The organism is Clostridioides sp. ES-S-0108-01, assembly GCF_020662285.1.
Lineage (GTDB): Bacteria > Bacillota > Clostridia > Peptostreptococcales > Peptostreptococcaceae > Clostridioides.
On the sequence record NZ_JADGMN010000009.1, the window covers coordinates 71681 to 88227 of the forward strand.

Sequence of the window (16547 nt, forward strand, 5' to 3'; positions counted from 1 at the left end):
TTATGAACTGTATAAATACTAAAAATTTAAATATATCATATGGAAATACAGATATTGTAAAAAATTTAAATCTAAATATACCAAAAGGAAAAATAACTACTATAATAGGGGCTAATGGTTGTGGAAAATCGACAATACTTAAAACTATAGGAAGAATTATTAGCCCTAAGAGTGGAAGTATATATATAAATGGAAAGGATATTTATAAAAAGAAATCTAAAGAAATAGCAAAAGATATGGCTGTACTTCCACAAAGCCCTCAAGCTCCTAGTGGTCTTACTGTTTCAGAGTTAATTTCTTATGGAAGATTTCCTCATAAGAGTGGATTTGGTAATTCTAGTAAAGAGGACAGAGATATTGTAAATTGGAGTTTAGAAGTTACTGGAATTGCAGAATTTAAGGATAGAAATATGGAAGATTTATCAGGAGGACAAAGACAAAGGGCATGGATAGCTATGGCTTTAGCACAGGAGACTGATATATTACTACTAGATGAGCCTACAACATATTTAGACTTAGCTCATCAGTTAGAGATACTAAAATTGTTAGATGAATTAAATAAAAAACAAGGAAGAACTATTGTTATGGTAATACATGAACTTAATAATGCAGCGAGATTTGCTGACCACATGATAGGTATTAAGAAAGGTAAAATAGTTTGTGAAGGTGATGCATATGATGTCATGACGAAAGATAATCTAAAAGAATTATTTAACATTGATGCAGAAATAGCAACAGACCCAAGAACAAATAAACCAATTTGTATAACTTATGACATGGTATAAATGGTGACAACATGGAAAATCAAGAAGCATTAAGACATGAAAAAATATGGATTTTATTACCTAGATATTCGATACCTGCAATAATAGCAATGATGGTAACTTCACTTTATAATGTAGTAGATAGAGCTTTTATCGGTTCTATGGAAGGTATTGGCTCCATAGCTATCGCAGGTCTTGGTGTAACTATGCCAGTATTTACACTAATAATAGCTTTTGGAATGCTGATATCAGTAGGTGCTAGCACAAGATTGTCTATTAAATTAGGTGAAAGAAATAGAGAAGAAGCAGAAAAGATATTGGGCAATGCTTTGACACTATCTATAATTATATCTTTAATGATAACTATATTAGGATTAGTTTTTTTAGAAGATATACTTTTTATTTTGGGGGCAAGTAAAGATTCAATCTCTTATGCAAAAGACTATATGAGTGTCATATTGGTTGGAAGTATATTTAATCTAGTTGCATTTTCTCTTAATAATGCAATTAGGGCAGAGGGTAATCCAAAATTAGCAGCAAGAACAATGATTGTAGGTTGCGTATTAAACTTGATATTGGACCCTATATTTATATTTGTATTTGATTTAGGAATAAAAGGAGCAGCTATAGCAACGGTACTCTGTCAAATAGTGGTGTTCATTTGGGTAACACATTACTTTATAAGAGGGAAGTCTAATTTAAAACTAAAAAAATGTAACTTAAAATTGGATAAAGATATAGTAAAGAAGGTACTTGCAATAGGTATAACACCTTTTTGTATGGAGGTAGCTATAAGTATAACTCATATGTTTACAAATAATTCTCTAAAAGTTTATGGCGGAGATTTGGCTATCGGAGCTATGACAGCACTTACATCTATTTTATTGATGTTTATGATGCCTGTGTTTGGTTTGAATCAAGGTATGCAAACTATAATATCATACAATTATGGTGCAAAACAATATGAGCGTGCAAAGAAAACTTTAATACTATCTATCATAGTATCAATTATCATATTGTCATTTGGATTTTTGGTAGTACAAGTTTTTCCAGAAGTATTTGTAGGTATATTTAATAAAGATTCAGATTTAATGGAGATAGCTGTAAGAGGTATAAACATAAATCTAATTACATTGCCTATAATGGGGATTTCTATTGTAGGACCTGTGTATTTTCAATGTATAAGTAAGGTTAAACACTCTATGTTTTTAACTCTTTTAAGACAATTTATTTTATTTATACCATTAATTATTGTACTTCCAATTCAATTTAATTTAGATGGAGTCTGGTTAGCACAGCCAATTGCAGATTTTATTGCTATGATAATCGTATTGTTATTCTTAAAAAGGGAATTTAAAATAAATCAAGTATAAAGAATTAAAAATAAAAAGGTCTATCTAAAAATAATTTTGATTATTGAGAGATAGCCTTTTTATTTTTATATATTTTAAATTTTATGTTAAAGGATTTTTAGTTTATATATTTATAGGGGAATAGTATCTTTATATAAAGATGCTTAATAATCTATTATAGATTAGAATGTAGAAGCAATTCTGTAAATACCAAATTCTCTATGACCAAGGCTTTCAGCTTTAGTGTATTTGCCATTACAAACTTCTACTATTTCGTTGAATATTTCTTGACCTATATCTGTTATTTTAGCACCATCTGTTATAATTCTACCTGCATTTATATCTATATTATCTGGCATTTTGTTGTATGTATCACTATTTCCAGTGATTTTAATAACTGGGGAAATTGGGCTTCCTGTTGGAGTACCTCTACCAGTTGAAAAGATTACAATCTGTGCACCACCTGCTACCATACCAGTTATAGAATCTATATCCTGTCCTGGAGTATCCATAAAATATAATCCTTTTTTATCAGGAGGTACAATATCAGCATATTCAAGAGCACCTTTGAATGGTTTGTTGCCTGCTTTATACATACATCCAAGTGATTTTTCTTCAATTGTTGAAAGCCCACCAGCTTTATTACCTGGAGTAGGTTGACCACTACGTAAATCTTCTCCCATGGCAATTGCTCTCTTTTCTACATCACTTACAAATTTAAGAAACTTATCTTTCATTTTTTCATCTTCAAAACGAGTAGCTAATAAATGTTCTGCACCAATTACTTCTGTCGTTTCGCTTAGTATACTGCTTCCTCCTTCATCTACAAGAAGGTTTGAGGCAACTCCTATTGAAGGGTTTGAAGCTATTCCACTTGTTGGGTCAGAACCACCACATTCAAGTGCTAATGTAATCTCACTCATATCAAATTCAACCCTTACTTTCTTTGATACTTCACGAACCATTTTACCTATTATTTCAGCTCCTTTAGAAACTGTTTTCAACGTTCCACCACATTCTTGTATAACAACATAATCTACTTTTTTTCCTGTTGTAGCTATTTCAGATGCTAAGTCTTTTGCTTGAATACCATCGCATCCAAGCCCAACTACTAAAACGGCAGCAACATTAGGATTTTTTCCAAAACCTATTAATGTCTTTGCTGTAAGTTCTATATCAGAACCAATTTGACAACATCCATGTTGATGGGGGATAGCTATTGCGCCTGGAACAAGTGCTGCAATTCTTGTAGCTGTCTCACTTGAACATACAGATGTTGGAATAACTAAAACATGATTACGAATACCAAATTGCCCATTTTCTCTTAAATAACCCATTAATTTCATTTCAATTACCTCCTATTTTTTGTCTCCACGACCACGTGTACTTTCAATATTATGTACATGTACATAGTCACCAGTTTTTATGTCAACTGTTGCGATTCCTATAATTTCACCATATTTATAGACAACATCACCTTTTTTTACATCCTCTGTAGCCATCTTGTGAAAAACAGGGATATCATCATTTACTATATAAGATTTTCCATCAATTGAAACTTTTTCACCTTTAATCAAAGGTCTAACACATGTAACTAAATTATCTTTTTCATTTGCATGAATAATTGCATTCATTACTTTTACCTCCTTAAATATTAATTTACTTCAATATTTTTATTTGTTTTAAAAAGAGCTTTTTTCTTTTTTTCCCTTTTATCGAGATAAGAAACTAACATTGGACAACATATTGCTGTAACAATGATAGCAGCAGCAACTTGTACTGTTGAAACGGCTACAATTGTAGCTAGAGTAGGGTCTATAGCCGCTAAAGCTTCAGGAGTACCAGCTGCATTTCCGGCTGTTGTACCTGTAGCTGCACCTACTGCTGGATGTTCTGCACGTATAAGCTTCATTACGAAGTATCCACCCATACCTGTTATTAGAGTAACTCCTAAGCCAAGTACAACACCAGGTAATCCAGCAGTTATAATCTGATTAAAGTTTAATGCAGCTCCTAAAGGGAAAGCAAAGAAAGGAATTAATAATGTTGTACCAGGTGCAAGGAATTCTCGTATATCTTCATCGAGATTTCCAAGTATAAATCCAAGTAGTATTGGTATGAGTGCTGCAAATAGTGCTACTATAGGTACATTTGCAAGTCCAGTCACGCCAAAAGCAAGCATTGTGAAAAAAGGACCGTCATTTAGAGATAATATAGATATTGCTCCAACATCTGTAGAGTCTCCATATTCACCTGCAAGTGCAGCAAACAAACCTCCATTTGAATTGGTCATGGTAGCAACTATGGCAAGAGGTGTAATGCCAATTATACCTTTAGGTCCTATAAATTTACTGACGATAATACCTAATACTGCACCGATTATAAATTTTGTTGCTGTAAGTACTATTCCTTTAGTCAAAGGTTTACCTGCTTGTCTTATGTTAATTTGAGCTCCATTACATAGACAAAATAGAGCAAGTATACTCATTGCACCAGTTTTAAATAAGGATGTTGTGAATCCTCCAATTTCTAGAGCCTGTGGACATACTGTATTAAATAGTGCTCCCAATAACAGGGGACATACCATAAGTCCTCCTGGTATCTTTTTCACTGATTTTAAGATGTGCATCTAGTATCACTCCTTTTCATTTTTATATAGGTATCTAAAAGCAATTACTATGCCAATATATAGGTTTTATATTTTAAATTATTATGATTGGTTTTGATTATTGATTAAAATGCTGTAGATTACTTAGAGTTAAACGTATAATTGTAGAAAATTTCACACTAAAAATAATATTTTTATTATATAATTATATTTTTTAGTAAAAACAAATAAACGTCTTATGTATTAAATTGAAACATAAAACGTTTTGATATATTAAGTATGTTTTATTTTTAAACATCATTTTCTATTTCTTTTAATTTTCTCCATAGAGTAGAGCGAGTTATTTTTAGAATTTCACAAGTTTTTGTAGTATTTCTATTGTTTTCATTATAAATTTTATAGATATATTTTTTTTCTAATGTCTTTAAATCTAAATTACTACATTCAAAATCATTATTATTCTTATGTGATATATTATTTGTATATTCATTTTTATATTTTTCTAATAAAATTGAATCAAATGATTCTACAATAACAGCCCTTTCCATCATACCTTCCAATTCTCTTATATTACCTTCGTATTCTCGTTCAAGAAGTGCTTGTTTAATATTTGGAGTGATAATTAAAGGTGTTTTGTTGTATTTGATTGAATATTTATGTATAAAAAATTCTGATAATTTTATAATATCTTCTTTTCTTTCTTTTAATGAAGGAAGGTGCAATGTTAGTATATTTATTCTAAAATAAAGGTCTTGTCTAAATAAACCATCACGCATCATATTTTTTAAGTCTTTATTTGAAGCACAGATAATTTTCACATCTATAGGAATAACTTTATCACCACCAATTCTCATAACTTGTTTTTCCTGTAAGACTCTCAATAATCGACCTTGAAGTTCAAGAGGAATTTCACTTATTTCATCTAGAAAGATTGTACCTTCATGTGCTAACTCAAATACTCCTGATTTACCTTTTTTTCTTGCACCTGTAAATGAACCTTCCTCATAACCAAAAAACTCACTCTCTATTAAAGATGGAGGTATAGCAGCACAATTTACAGCAACAAAAGGTGCATTTTTACGCTTACTATAGTTGTGTATACTTTGGCAAAATAGTTCTTTACCAACACCTGACTCTCCAGTAATAATCATTGGAGTGTCATAACATGCATATTTTTTAGCAATTTCTATACAATCTTTTGTTTTTTCACTAGCATGGATTATATCATCAAAAGTGTATTTAGCAGATAGACCTTTATTTAATAGACTCCTTCTTATTGTATGTTCAAAAGAACTTATCTCCTTACTATCTTGAAATGTAGAAACAGCTCCTTGAATTTGACCATCAACTATGATTGGAACTCTATTTGTAATAATTTTTGTACTTCCTATATTTTGTATTTCACCAATTTGAGGTTCCATAGTTTCAACTACTTGTGGAAGAACCGTGTTTGGAATAACATCGATAACATTATGATAAAGTGCATTTTCCTTTTTTATACCAAATATTTTTTCAGCACTCTTATTAAATAATGTGATTTTAAAATTTTTATCAACTGTTATTATTCCATCATGTACGAAATCTGTCATAGCTTCTATCTGTAATCTTCTTTTTTGTTCATCTTTGGTTGCTTCAAGTATTTGTTCTGCTTGTTGAATGGCTCTAAGTATGTTCTCTTCTCTAGATTCAATTAATATTCCCTTACAATTAAGTCTTTTAACAATATGTGCAACAGTAGTATCTCCTATATATGTGTTGATACCTTTTTTTCTGTATTTTTCTATAGCATCATAAATCTCTTCTTCTTTTTCAATTTCAATCATAGTTATTTTTTTATTCAATATTTCTTCTATAATATCGAAGCCATAGATGACGTTATTAAATCCAATTATTCCAAATGGTTCATCGGAATTTTTTACTTCTTTATAGCTTTTTATAATATCATAAGCATCTACTTTAATTTCAACTATAGGTATGTTGTAGGTAGCTTTTAACATATTGTAAGTCCCACCTCGGCTTATGATAACTCTAGTACCATGATTAATACTTTTTTCAGCAAGAGGTATACCTTCTTTTAGATTGCCAAATACAACATCAATATTTGTATATTTGTTTTTTTTAACTATGTGAATTGATTTTTCATAGGTTCCTTTAGTGGGAGCAATAACGAGTATTTCTTTCATAATGATTCCTCCATATTTCATCAAATAAACTTAAATATTATCTCATGACTAAATTTTATCAGTTATATTTTAATATTTTACTTTATATTTAATTATAAATAAAGTATTTTTAAAAAGAACATTATAAAAGACTGCATCAAAGTTAACTTCTAAAATTCTAAAGTTTCATCTTCTTACAGTCTTTTAATATCTAATATCTATTTGTCAAATCTATCTACTCTAAATAATTTCATATATTTCACTCCTAACATTTATTATGTATGAATGTATTATTTTCTATAGTAAATGATATTATATATTTTAATTATATAGTTATATGGGTATGTATAGATAAAATGTGATAACATTTTAGTATAAAACATATGTATAATATATTTAATAAATACTTTATTTTAAGTAATATAGTATATAATGTTTGTTAACAAGTAAAAAAATTGAGTAAAAGTTAATTAAAAATTTAAAGTAGGAGGTAAATTTATGCTTTCAAAAGATATAGCTTCAAAGGTATTAGAAAAGTGTCTAATTACTGGAGGAGACTTTGCTGAGATTTTTGAAGAAGATACTATAAATAATTCTATTAGTTTAATAGATAATAAAGTAGAAAATGCAATAGGCGGGAGAAATTATGGTATAGGAATAAGAATATTTAAAGGATTAAAAAGCATATATGCTTATACAAGTGATAATTCGTTAAATAGTTTGTTGGATGTAGCATATAAAGCTGCTGTTGCGTTAGGAAAATTAGAGGATGGAAAAAGTGTAATATTAAATGACAGTAATAAAATAAATAATATACATAATATAAAAATTTATCCAAATTCAATAGCTAATAAAGATAAAGTAAACGTAATGAAGGTTGCATATAAGAGTGCAAAAGAATTTAGTAGTGATATATCTCAAGTAAGTGTTAGTTATTTGGATAAAGACCAAAAAATATTAATTGCAAACACTGAAGGTATATATGTTGAAGATAGAAGAATAAGAACCAGACTTGGAATAAGTTCAATTGCATCTAAAGGTACTGAAAATCAAACTGGATTTGAAGGACCTGGAGGTTGTAAAGGGTTTGAAATATTTGAAGAAATAGACCCAGAATACTATGCAAAAGAATCAGCTAGAGTAGCACATACTATGTTGCATGCTAAAAATTGTCCAGCAGGCAATATGATGGTAGCAATAGATAATGGATTTGGTGGAGTAATATTTCATGAAGCTTGTGGACATTCTTTAGAAGCTACATCAGTTGCAAAGGGCAATTCCGTATTTGCAGATAAATTAGGTCAACAGATTGCTTCTACAAAGATTACAGCTATAGATGATGGTACAATACCAAATTACTGGGGTTCTATGAATATAGATGATGAGGGAAATCCAGCTCAAAAAAATATACTGATTGAAAATGGAATTTTGAAGTCTTATATGATAGATAAACTTAATGGTAGACGAATGGGAATGAATCCTACAGGAAGTTCTCGTAGACAAAACTACAAATTTGCTCCAACTTCAAGAATGACTAACACTTATATTGCTGCTGGAGAAGATAAACCAGAAGACATTATAAAGTCAATACCAGATGGACTTTATGCTAAAAAAATGGGGGGTGGCTCTGTAAATCCTGTAACAGGAGAGTTCAATTTTGCAGTTTCAGAAGGTTACTTGGTAAAAAATGGAGAAATACAAGAGCCAGTTAGAGGTGCTAGTTTAATTGGAAAAGGTAGCGAGGTACTTATGAATATAGATATGGTTGGGAACAACTTAAAACAAGCTCAAGGGATGTGTGGTTCATCATCAGGAAGTATACCAACTAATGTAGGTCAACCTATGATAAGGGTGAAAGAAATTACTGTAGGTGGAAGATAGGAGGGATAATTGTGGAACTTAAAAGTTTTAATGATATATTATTTAAAAAGGCTATAAGTGAAGGCTTTGAAGAGTGTGAAGTATATTATTATACAGGAGAAAATTTAAGTATAAATATATACGAAGGAGAAGTTGAAAAATACAGTCTTGATAAATCTTTTGGTTTATCTTTTAGAGGAAAAATAAATGGAAAGATAGGTTACTCTTATACAGAAATTTTAGATGATAAAGCTGTTGATATGTTGATAAAAAATGTAAAAGATGGAGTAAATACCATTGAAAATGAAGATATACAATTTATATATGAAGGTGATAAGCAATATAGTAAGGTAAAAACTTATTCTAAAGAGCTAGAAAATTTAGAAGCAGATAAGTTGATTGATTTAGCTTTAGAAATGGAAAGAGAGACTAAAGCTTATTCAGATAAGGTAGTAAATTTATCTAAGTGTACTATATCTTATTCTGTATCGAGTAATGGTATATGTAATACTAAAGCTCTTGATTTAAGCAATACAACCAATATCCTTATAGGGTTTGTAGTTCCTATCATAGAAGACAATGGACAAAAATATGATGGAATAGGATATAATATAGCAACTTCTATTGAAGAAATAAAGCCTTGTGAGATAGCAAAACTTGGTGTTGATGATGCTTTATCTAAAGTAGGTGGTAAGAGTATCCCATCAGGTAAATATAAAACTATATTGTTTAATGAAGCTATGGTATCTTTACTTAGCACATTTTCTGGAATATTTAATGCAGATTCAGCTCAAAAAGGATTATCTCTATTAAAAGGTAGAGAAGGAGATATGATAGCATCTTCTATAGTTACAATGGTTGATGACCCGCTTTTAGAAAATGGTATGGCATCTACTCCTTTTGACGATGAGGGAGTAGCTACATTTAAAAAAGAAATTATTTCAAATGGAAAGCTTATAACTTTACTTCATAATTTAAAGACGGCTAATAAGGCAAATGTAAAGACTACAGGAAATGGAATAAAATCTTCATATTCTTCACCTATAGGTATACATCCAACTAACTTTTATATAGAAAAAGGAGATAAATCTCTAGATGAAATTATGAAAAATATAGGTGAAGGCTTGATGGTTACTAGTTTTGCAGGTCTTCATTCAGGCGCAAATTCAGTAACAGGAGACTTTTCTTTAGCAGCTAAAGGCTTTTATATTAAAGAAGGTAAAAAAGTATTTCCAGTAGAGCAAATTACTGTTGCAGGTAATTACTTTGATTTATTAAAAGACATTGAAGTTGTGGGAGAAGATTTAGAATTTCCAATGAGTAGTATAGGCTCACCTTCAGTTGTTATTAAAGAGTTATCAGTAGCTGGAAAAGATGAATAATTAAAAAGTAATTTTGTAAGCAAAAGGCTATGTTAATTTTAATTAACATGGCTTTTTATTATTTACGTTATATAATAAAGTCGCAATGCATATAATTAATATCATATGTTAGATTTAAAGGAGGATATATTATGAGTGATGTACATTACGATATGCACAAAAGAAAGGGATATTCAAGTGATGAACCATACCCAGAAATAAAAGTCTTAGGACCAAATAAGTACTATGCAGAACTATTGATGGATGATTATTCTGGTAGAGCTAGTGAATTTACAAGTGTAACACAGTACTTATATCATGATTTTGATTCAGAGAAAAATTATAAAGAACTTAATGAAATGTGGGTAAATATATCTATAACGGAAATGTTACATATGGAGATATTGGCAAAGACTATAAGATTATTGGGTGGAAATCCTGTATACAGAGGTTCTACAAGTTCATGTGGTGCATATTGGAATGGAAGTTTTGTATATTATGGAGACTCCATTTGCGACAGACTAAAATCAGATTTACATTTAGAATATGTAGCTATTGATAATTATTATAGAGATATAAGTATTATAGAAGACCCTTATATAAAAGCTATATTAAATAGAATAATTTTAGACGAAAAAGTTCATGTAGGTTTGTTTAAAAAAGCAATAGAAAAGTATTGCGAATAAACTCGAAAGCTTAGTTATTAATTATTTTATTCATATATATAAAATAGATATCATACATTTTCTTGAAGGGAGTTGCTATTGATATGTATTATGTGTATGTAAATGATATAAATATAGCAGTTTATGATTTAAATCCGAGTGCTAAAAAAACAGTACTTTTTATACATGGTTGGCCGTTAGGACATAAGATATTTGAATATCAAACCAATATACTTCCAAAACTTGGATATAGAACAGTTTCAATTGATTTAAGAGGATTTGGTAAATCTGATGCAACAGCAGGAGGATATACCTACAGCCAAATGGCGGATGATATTTATAAGGTGGTACAGGCCATTGGATTAAAAGATTTCACTCTTGTTGGATTCTCAATGGGTGGAGCGATTGTACTTAGATATATGAGCTTGTTTCATGGATATGAGGTATCAAAATTAGCATTGCTTGCAGCAGCAGCACCATCATTTGTACAGAGACCTCCAGAGTTTCCGTACGGTATGACACGTGAGGATGTTAATAATTTAATAGCTCAAGCATGTACTGATAGACCAGAAATGGTGACCAATTTTGGCGAAAAGGTATTTGCATCAAATCCATCAAAAAGTTTTAGAAGGTGGTTCAACGACATTGGTTTTAGTGCATCTGGTATTGGTACAATTGGAACAGCTGTATCTTTAAGAGATGAAGAATTATTTAATGATTTAAAATGTGTAAGAGTGCCTACTGGTATATTTCATGGGAAACTAGACCGAGTATGCCCATATGAATTTGCAGTTTTTATGAATGAAAAAATAGAAGATTCAACTTTATATACTTTTGAGTATAGTGGTCATGCTATATTTTATGATGAACTTAAACTATTTAATCAAGAATTCTTACAGTTTTTAGAGGAATAAAGATATTTTGTTAGTGCTTAAAAAAGAGTAAGATTACGTGTAAAAGGTTACTCATAGAGATGTGAAACTTTTACCTTCATCAAGTATACTTGAAATGGCAACTTTAGGAGGAGCAAAATCTATAAATAAATTAGACTCACTAGGTTCCACTCCAAATAATATAGAAACCTCTATTATAGATGGAAAAGTGATTATGGAGAATAATCAGATAATAACTGTAGATGAAGAAAAAATACTACATAAAACTCAACAAATCTTAAATAAATTAATAGCTAATGTTGGTCTAGGAAATGTACAGTGGGGAAAAATAATTTTATTTTTACACGTCAAAAACTTCATTATGATATTAAAAATCAAATAGACTTAATGGGATATAAATATTGATAATAAAATTTTGGTTATAGTGGATTAATATTTATGACTTAAAAGGAGGAATTGTGGAGATGAACACCGATTTAATAGTAATTGGTGGTGGACTGGGAGGGTATGTTGCAGCAATTAGAGGAGCTCAACTTGGATTAAATGTTGTAATTATAGAAAAAGGTGAAGCAAAACTAATAAGTAGAGATTCTGTAGAAATAAAATTGGATGATGGGCCAAAGAAAATAATATTGTAAAAATAAACAGCATTCAAAAAGAGTAACTATTAATATAGCCCCTTTTAATATATATTCAATTATAGATATTAAAAGGGGTTAATTTAGTGTATAAAAATTATTTGTAATAAAGTAAGATATATTAATAAATATGATAGAATATATATTATAAATTAAATTTATTAATATAAGGGGGGAACTTTGAGTTCTTATAGATTTCTTGCATTATAAGAACCAATACTTTATGCGGGAATTATTAAATGTAACACTTATAGTAATACTTGTTTTGATAAATGCTTTTTTTGTAGCTTGTGAATTTGCTATGGTAAAACTTCGTAGTTCTAGGATAGATACCATGATAGCTGAAGGTGATGATAATGCAAAAAGATGTAAAATAATAAAAGACAATTTAAATTCCTATCTTTCTGCATGTCAACTTGGTATAACACTTTGTTCGCTTGCATTAGGGTGGATGGGAGAATCTACAGTTAAAGAGTTGATTTTACCAGTAGTAAGCATATTTAATCTTAGTGAAAGTATTATATATACTATATCAATTTCTATTTCTTTTTTAATTATAACAATGATGGAGGTTGTAATAGGAGAACTGGTTCCTAAGGCTTTAGCACTTTATAATACAGAAAGAATAATGTTGAGTACATCTTTTTTATTAATAGGATTTTATAAGTTAACATATCCAGTAATATATTTTTTCAATCTAAGTACTGATTTATTTCTTAAACCATTTGGATACTCACAAGCTGATGAGGTTGCTGAACCCCATACAGGTGATGAAATAAGGCTATTAGTGGAAGAAAGTTATAAAAGTGGACTTATAGATGAATCAGAGCAAAGATTAGTTGATAATATTTTTGAATTTGAGGAAAAGAAAATTAGAGAGATAATGGTGCCTAGAACTGATATGGTATGTATATATGAAAATGATTCAGAAGAAAAGATATTAGCTATTTTAAAAGAAGAAGGTGTTACAAGATATCCAGTATGCAGAAAAAATAAAGATGATATATTAGGTTTTGTACATATAAGAGATTTATATAATCAAAAGATAAATGAAGATAAAATTGAACTAGAAGATATATTGAGAGATATTATATATATATCTGAAAATTTAACTATAGATAAAGCTCTTGAGAGAATAAGGAAAGAAAAGCTTCAACTTGCTATAGTTGTAGATGAATATGGTGGTACATCTGGTGTGGTAACAATAGAAGACATACTAGAAGAAATAGTTGGAGAAATTCAAGATGAATTTGACAAAGAAGAGACTCATATTAAGAAAATAGGGGCAGGTTCTTATTTAGTTGATGGGACTGAATCGATTAACTATATTAATAAGTATTTTGGTCTTGATATAGAACATGATGGATTTGACAGTATAGGCGGGTGGATATCATATATGCTCGGTTCAAATATTAAAGTAAATCAAAGTGTAACTTTTGAAAATTATAATTTTGCGATATTAGAATTGGATAAATTGAGGGTTGTAAAATTAATCATAAAAAGTGTAATATAATTATATCAAAAAATATTGGAGGAATTGTATGCAAAAAGTAGAAGGAATTATTTTTGATATGGATGGAGTTTTATTTGATTCAGAGAGAATCTCTCTTGAATTTTGGATAGAGACGTTTGAAAAGTATGGATATACTATGACTAAGGAAATTTATACATCAGTTATGGGAAGAAATCGTAAGGGGATAATAGAAGGTCTTACAAACATATATGATAGCTCTGTACCAATAATAGATTTGTATGATGAAAAAACTAAAAATATGATTGAATTTATGGATAGAGAAGGAGCTCCTATCAAATTAGGAGTTAATGAATTAATCTCTTTTTTAAAGGAAAGTGGCTACAAAATGGCTGTTGCAACATCTACAAAGAGAGAAAGTGCAGTAAAGAGATTAACCAAAGCAGGGTTAAAGGAGTACTTTGATGCTATAGTTTGTGGAGATGACGTTATAAATTCTAAACCAAATCCAGAAATATTTTTAAAAGCAGCTAAAGAAATGAGCATTAATCCAAAAAATTGTATTGTTATAGAGGATTCCCCTATGGGAGTGGAAGCTGCATATAACGGTGGTATAAGATGTATAAATGTACCAGATTTAAAAGAGCCAGATGAAAAAATTAAATCACAATCACATAAGATACTTGAAAATTTATTAGAGGTTAGAGAATACCTAAAAAGTTTGAACTCTAAAGAATGTCACAACCTATAATATAAAATATTAATTAAATAAATTAAATATAATTTATTTAATTTAGAATAAATCCATGAATATGAGAAAAAATAAGTATAAACAATTAGGAGGAATATTCATGGATAATGTAGGTTCTCTATTATATTTTTTATTTAATTTTTTCTTGTATGGTTTTATAGGTTGGATAATTGAAAATCTATATAGTTATTATAAACAAGGTCATTTTCAAGAAGATGGATTTTTAAATGGACCATTTAAACCAATGTATGCAATTGCAATGTCGATTATAATAGAGGTCTCAAGGTTTATTGACCCCAATAATATATTTGTATTGCTTTTATTATGTCTAGTAGTGCCAACAGTCGTAGAGTATATTACAGGAATACTTATGAAAGTATATTTTAATAAGGTCTATTGGGATTATTCAGATTATAAATACAATAGTAGAGGGATAGTATGTCTAAAGTTTTCTATATATTGGACTATATTGACTTTTATTGGAGTTAGATATTTTCAAGTATATATAGTTGATAATTTGTATAGTATTATAATTCCTTACTGGCCAATTCTTGTAACCATATTGTTAACAGCATTGTTTGTGGATGAAATTTTTACTATAAAGTTTTTGAGAGGAAATAAAGATATAGTAGAAAGATAGCTTTAAAAATATAGGTTAAATTTAGATTGTAGTTAAAAGAAAGCTATGTTAAAATGGTGAAATAATTTAAAATTAGCTTTCTTTTTTATTTGATAAAATTATTTTGTAATATGGTGATAGGCTATAAAGTCTTCTATTAAAATAAAATGTAGGAAATAGGAAGTGATTTATAATGAATAAAATAAGATTTGGAATTATTGGGACAAGCAATATAGCAAATATATTTTTAAGAGCGGCATCTAGGATTAAAGAATTTGAATTGGTTGCTGTATATTCTAGAGATTTAGAAAAAGCTAGAGAATTTGGAGAGTCACATGGAGCGAATATTTTTTTCGATGATTTAGAACAAATGGCTAAATCGAATGATATAGATGCTGTGTACATAGCTTCTCCAAACGCAATGCATTCAAAGCAAGCCATTACTTGTTTAAAATACAAAAAACATGTGCTTTGTGAAAAATCGTTAGCATCTAATTTAAAAGAAGTCAAATCAATGATAAAAACAGCCAGAGATAATAATGTATTACTTATGGAAGCTATGAGGATTACATGTGTTCCAAACTTTAGAGTAGTTAAAGAAAACTTGTATAAAATAGGGAAAATAAGAAGATTCTTTGGAAGCTATTGTCAGTATTCTTCAAGATATGATAAATATAAAAATGGAATTGTAGAAAATGCTTTTAAAAAAGAATTGTCAAATGGTGCATTGATGGATATAGGAGTTTACTGTATACATCCTATGGTAAATTTATTTGGAGCTCCAAAGTCCGTGAAGGCAATTTCTCATATACTTCAAACTGGAGTTGATGGAGAAGGTTCAGCTGTATTTCAATATGATGATATGGATGCAATAATTCAGTATTCTAAAATAGCTGATTCTTATATACCATCTGAGATACAAGGAGAAGAGGGAAGTATAATAATTGAAAAACTTAATCTATTTGAAAAAGTTATTATTAGATATAGAGATGGAAGAGAAGAAGATATATCTATTTTAAAAGAAAAAGCAAAGGAAAATCCTAGAGAAATAGAAGGAATGTATTATGAACTTGTAGAGTTTATAAGTCTTATAAATAACAATAAAATAGAGTCAAATATAAATTCTCATGAAAATTCAATAATAGTAATGGAAATTATGGATGAGATAAGAAGGCAAAGTAATATTGTTTATCCAGCTGATAGTATATAGATTAGGTTATAAAATATATACTAATTTATAATATATAAAATAAATTTAATTTTAAGTTAAGTTAATATGTATACATAGTTAAGTATTAAGGTGTCAAATTATAAGCATGAAAAGCACTAAAAGGAAATTTATATTTAGTACTTCCTTTCTTTTTTTACAATTTCGTAACAGTACCAAAAAAAGTTTTGACGAT

General features: G+C 29.2%; 16 protein-coding genes. 12 read left to right on the forward strand and 4 right to left on the reverse strand.

Features of this window, described 5'->3' with window-relative positions; translation table 11 throughout:
- Positions 1–2 precede the first annotated feature (2 nt).
- Both IR152_RS10230 and IR152_RS10235 read left to right on the forward strand, forming a co-directional pair.
- Positions 3–785, forward strand: coding sequence for an ABC transporter ATP-binding protein (locus IR152_RS10230; RefSeq protein WP_227451750.1), 783 nt, complete (start codon positions 3–5; stop codon positions 783–785).
- 11 nt (positions 786–796) lie between these two features.
- Complete coding sequence (locus IR152_RS10235) at positions 797–2137, forward strand: MATE family efflux transporter (RefSeq protein WP_227451751.1); 1341 nt, start codon at positions 797–799, stop codon at positions 2135–2137.
- Between the two features lie 161 nt (positions 2138–2298).
- Here IR152_RS10235 and IR152_RS10240 read toward each other — a convergent pair whose 3' ends face one another.
- The 4 genes from IR152_RS10240 to IR152_RS10255 form a co-directional block, all read right to left on the reverse strand.
- Positions 2299–3462 carry a UxaA family hydrolase gene (locus IR152_RS10240; protein WP_227451752.1) on the reverse strand — a complete coding sequence of 388 codons (1164 nt, stop codon included), beginning with the start codon at positions 3460–3462 and terminating at the stop codon, positions 2299–2301.
- Positions 3463–3474: 12 nt separating this feature from the next.
- The gene (locus IR152_RS10245; protein WP_227451753.1) at positions 3475–3750 is read right to left on the reverse strand and encodes a UxaA family hydrolase; all 276 of its coding nucleotides are present in this window, start codon (positions 3748–3750) and stop codon (positions 3475–3477) included.
- A gap of 20 nt (positions 3751–3770) precedes the next feature.
- Positions 3771–4745: a 2-keto-3-deoxygluconate permease gene (locus IR152_RS10250; protein ID WP_227451754.1), complete on the reverse strand. Its 975-nt coding sequence runs from the start codon at positions 4743–4745 to the stop codon at positions 3771–3773.
- A 269-nt stretch (positions 4746–5014) separates the two neighbouring features.
- Positions 5015–6928, reverse strand: a complete 1914-nt coding sequence (locus tag IR152_RS10255) for a sigma 54-interacting transcriptional regulator (protein ID WP_413927488.1) — start codon at positions 6926–6928, stop codon at positions 5015–5017.
- Between the two features lie 456 nt (positions 6929–7384).
- Between IR152_RS10255 and IR152_RS10260 the strand changes: the two genes are divergently transcribed.
- The 10 genes from IR152_RS10260 to IR152_RS10305 all read left to right on the forward strand — a co-directional run bounded on the left by IR152_RS10260 (position 7385) and on the right by IR152_RS10305 (position 16354).
- The gene (locus IR152_RS10260) at positions 7385–8767 is read left to right on the forward strand and encodes a TldD/PmbA family protein (protein ID WP_227451756.1); all 1383 of its coding nucleotides are present in this window, start codon (positions 7385–7387) and stop codon (positions 8765–8767) included.
- An 11-nt stretch (positions 8768–8778) separates the two neighbouring features.
- Positions 8779–10128: a TldD/PmbA family protein gene (locus IR152_RS10265; RefSeq protein WP_227451757.1), complete on the forward strand. Its 1350-nt coding sequence runs from the start codon at positions 8779–8781 to the stop codon at positions 10126–10128.
- Positions 10129–10259: 131 nt separating this feature from the next.
- Positions 10260–10793: a ferritin-like domain-containing protein gene (locus IR152_RS10270; protein WP_227451758.1), complete on the forward strand. Its 534-nt coding sequence runs from the start codon at positions 10260–10262 to the stop codon at positions 10791–10793.
- 83 nt (positions 10794–10876) lie between these two features.
- On the forward strand, positions 10877–11686 hold the full coding sequence (locus IR152_RS10275; protein ID WP_227451759.1) for an alpha/beta fold hydrolase: 810 nt from the start codon (positions 10877–10879) through the stop codon (positions 11684–11686).
- Between the two features lie 61 nt (positions 11687–11747).
- Positions 11748–12047, forward strand: coding sequence for a hypothetical protein (locus IR152_RS10280; RefSeq protein WP_227451760.1), 300 nt, complete (start codon positions 11748–11750; stop codon positions 12045–12047).
- Positions 12048–12129: 82 nt separating this feature from the next.
- On the forward strand, positions 12130–12303 hold the full coding sequence (locus tag IR152_RS20445; protein WP_413927487.1) for an FAD-binding protein: 174 nt from the start codon (positions 12130–12132) through the stop codon (positions 12301–12303).
- Positions 12304–12526: 223 nt separating this feature from the next.
- Positions 12527–13816 (forward strand): hemolysin family protein, encoded by a 1290-nt coding sequence (locus IR152_RS10290; protein ID WP_227451761.1) that lies wholly within the window; start codon positions 12527–12529, stop codon positions 13814–13816.
- A 28-nt stretch (positions 13817–13844) separates the two neighbouring features.
- The gene (locus tag IR152_RS10295) at positions 13845–14525 is read left to right on the forward strand and encodes an HAD family hydrolase (protein WP_227451762.1); all 681 of its coding nucleotides are present in this window, start codon (positions 13845–13847) and stop codon (positions 14523–14525) included.
- A gap of 100 nt (positions 14526–14625) precedes the next feature.
- Complete coding sequence (locus tag IR152_RS10300) at positions 14626–15165, forward strand: putative ABC transporter permease (RefSeq protein ID WP_227451763.1); 540 nt, start codon at positions 14626–14628, stop codon at positions 15163–15165.
- Positions 15166–15337: 172 nt separating this feature from the next.
- Complete coding sequence (locus tag IR152_RS10305) at positions 15338–16354, forward strand: Gfo/Idh/MocA family protein (RefSeq protein WP_227451764.1); 1017 nt, start codon at positions 15338–15340, stop codon at positions 16352–16354.
- Positions 16355–16547: the final 193 nt, after the last annotated feature.

Bases quoted from the DNA above. Each gene is read 5' to 3' on its own strand.
- IR152_RS10230 (WP_227451750.1), top strand. From the start codon at position 3: ATGAACTGTATAAATACTAAAAATTTAAATATATCATATGGAAATACA.
- IR152_RS10235 (WP_227451751.1), top strand. From the start codon at position 797: ATGGAAAATCAAGAAGCATTAAGACATGAAAAAATATGGATTTTATTA.
- IR152_RS10240 (WP_227451752.1), bottom strand. From the start codon at position 3,462: ATGAAATTAATGGGTTATTTAAGAGAAAATGGGCAATTTGGTATTCGT.
- IR152_RS10245 (WP_227451753.1), bottom strand. From the start codon at position 3,750: ATGAATGCAATTATTCATGCAAATGAAAAAGATAATTTAGTTACATGT.
- IR152_RS10250 (WP_227451754.1), bottom strand. From the start codon at position 4,745: ATGCACATCTTAAAATCAGTGAAAAAGATACCAGGAGGACTTATGGTA.
- IR152_RS10255 (WP_413927488.1), bottom strand. From the start codon at position 6,928: ATGAAATATGGAGGAATCATTATGAAAGAAATACTCGTTATTGCTCCC.
- IR152_RS10260 (WP_227451756.1), top strand. From the start codon at position 7,385: ATGCTTTCAAAAGATATAGCTTCAAAGGTATTAGAAAAGTGTCTAATT.
- IR152_RS10270 (WP_227451758.1), top strand. From the start codon at position 10,260: ATGAGTGATGTACATTACGATATGCACAAAAGAAAGGGATATTCAAGT.
- IR152_RS10275 (WP_227451759.1), top strand. From the start codon at position 10,877: ATGTATTATGTGTATGTAAATGATATAAATATAGCAGTTTATGATTTA.
- IR152_RS20445 (WP_413927487.1), top strand. From the start codon at position 12,130: ATGAACACCGATTTAATAGTAATTGGTGGTGGACTGGGAGGGTATGTT.
- IR152_RS10290 (WP_227451761.1), top strand. From the start codon at position 12,527: ATGCGGGAATTATTAAATGTAACACTTATAGTAATACTTGTTTTGATA.
- IR152_RS10295 (WP_227451762.1), top strand. From the start codon at position 13,845: ATGCAAAAAGTAGAAGGAATTATTTTTGATATGGATGGAGTTTTATTT.
- IR152_RS10300 (WP_227451763.1), top strand. From the start codon at position 14,626: ATGGATAATGTAGGTTCTCTATTATATTTTTTATTTAATTTTTTCTTG.
- IR152_RS10305 (WP_227451764.1), top strand. From the start codon at position 15,338: ATGAATAAAATAAGATTTGGAATTATTGGGACAAGCAATATAGCAAAT.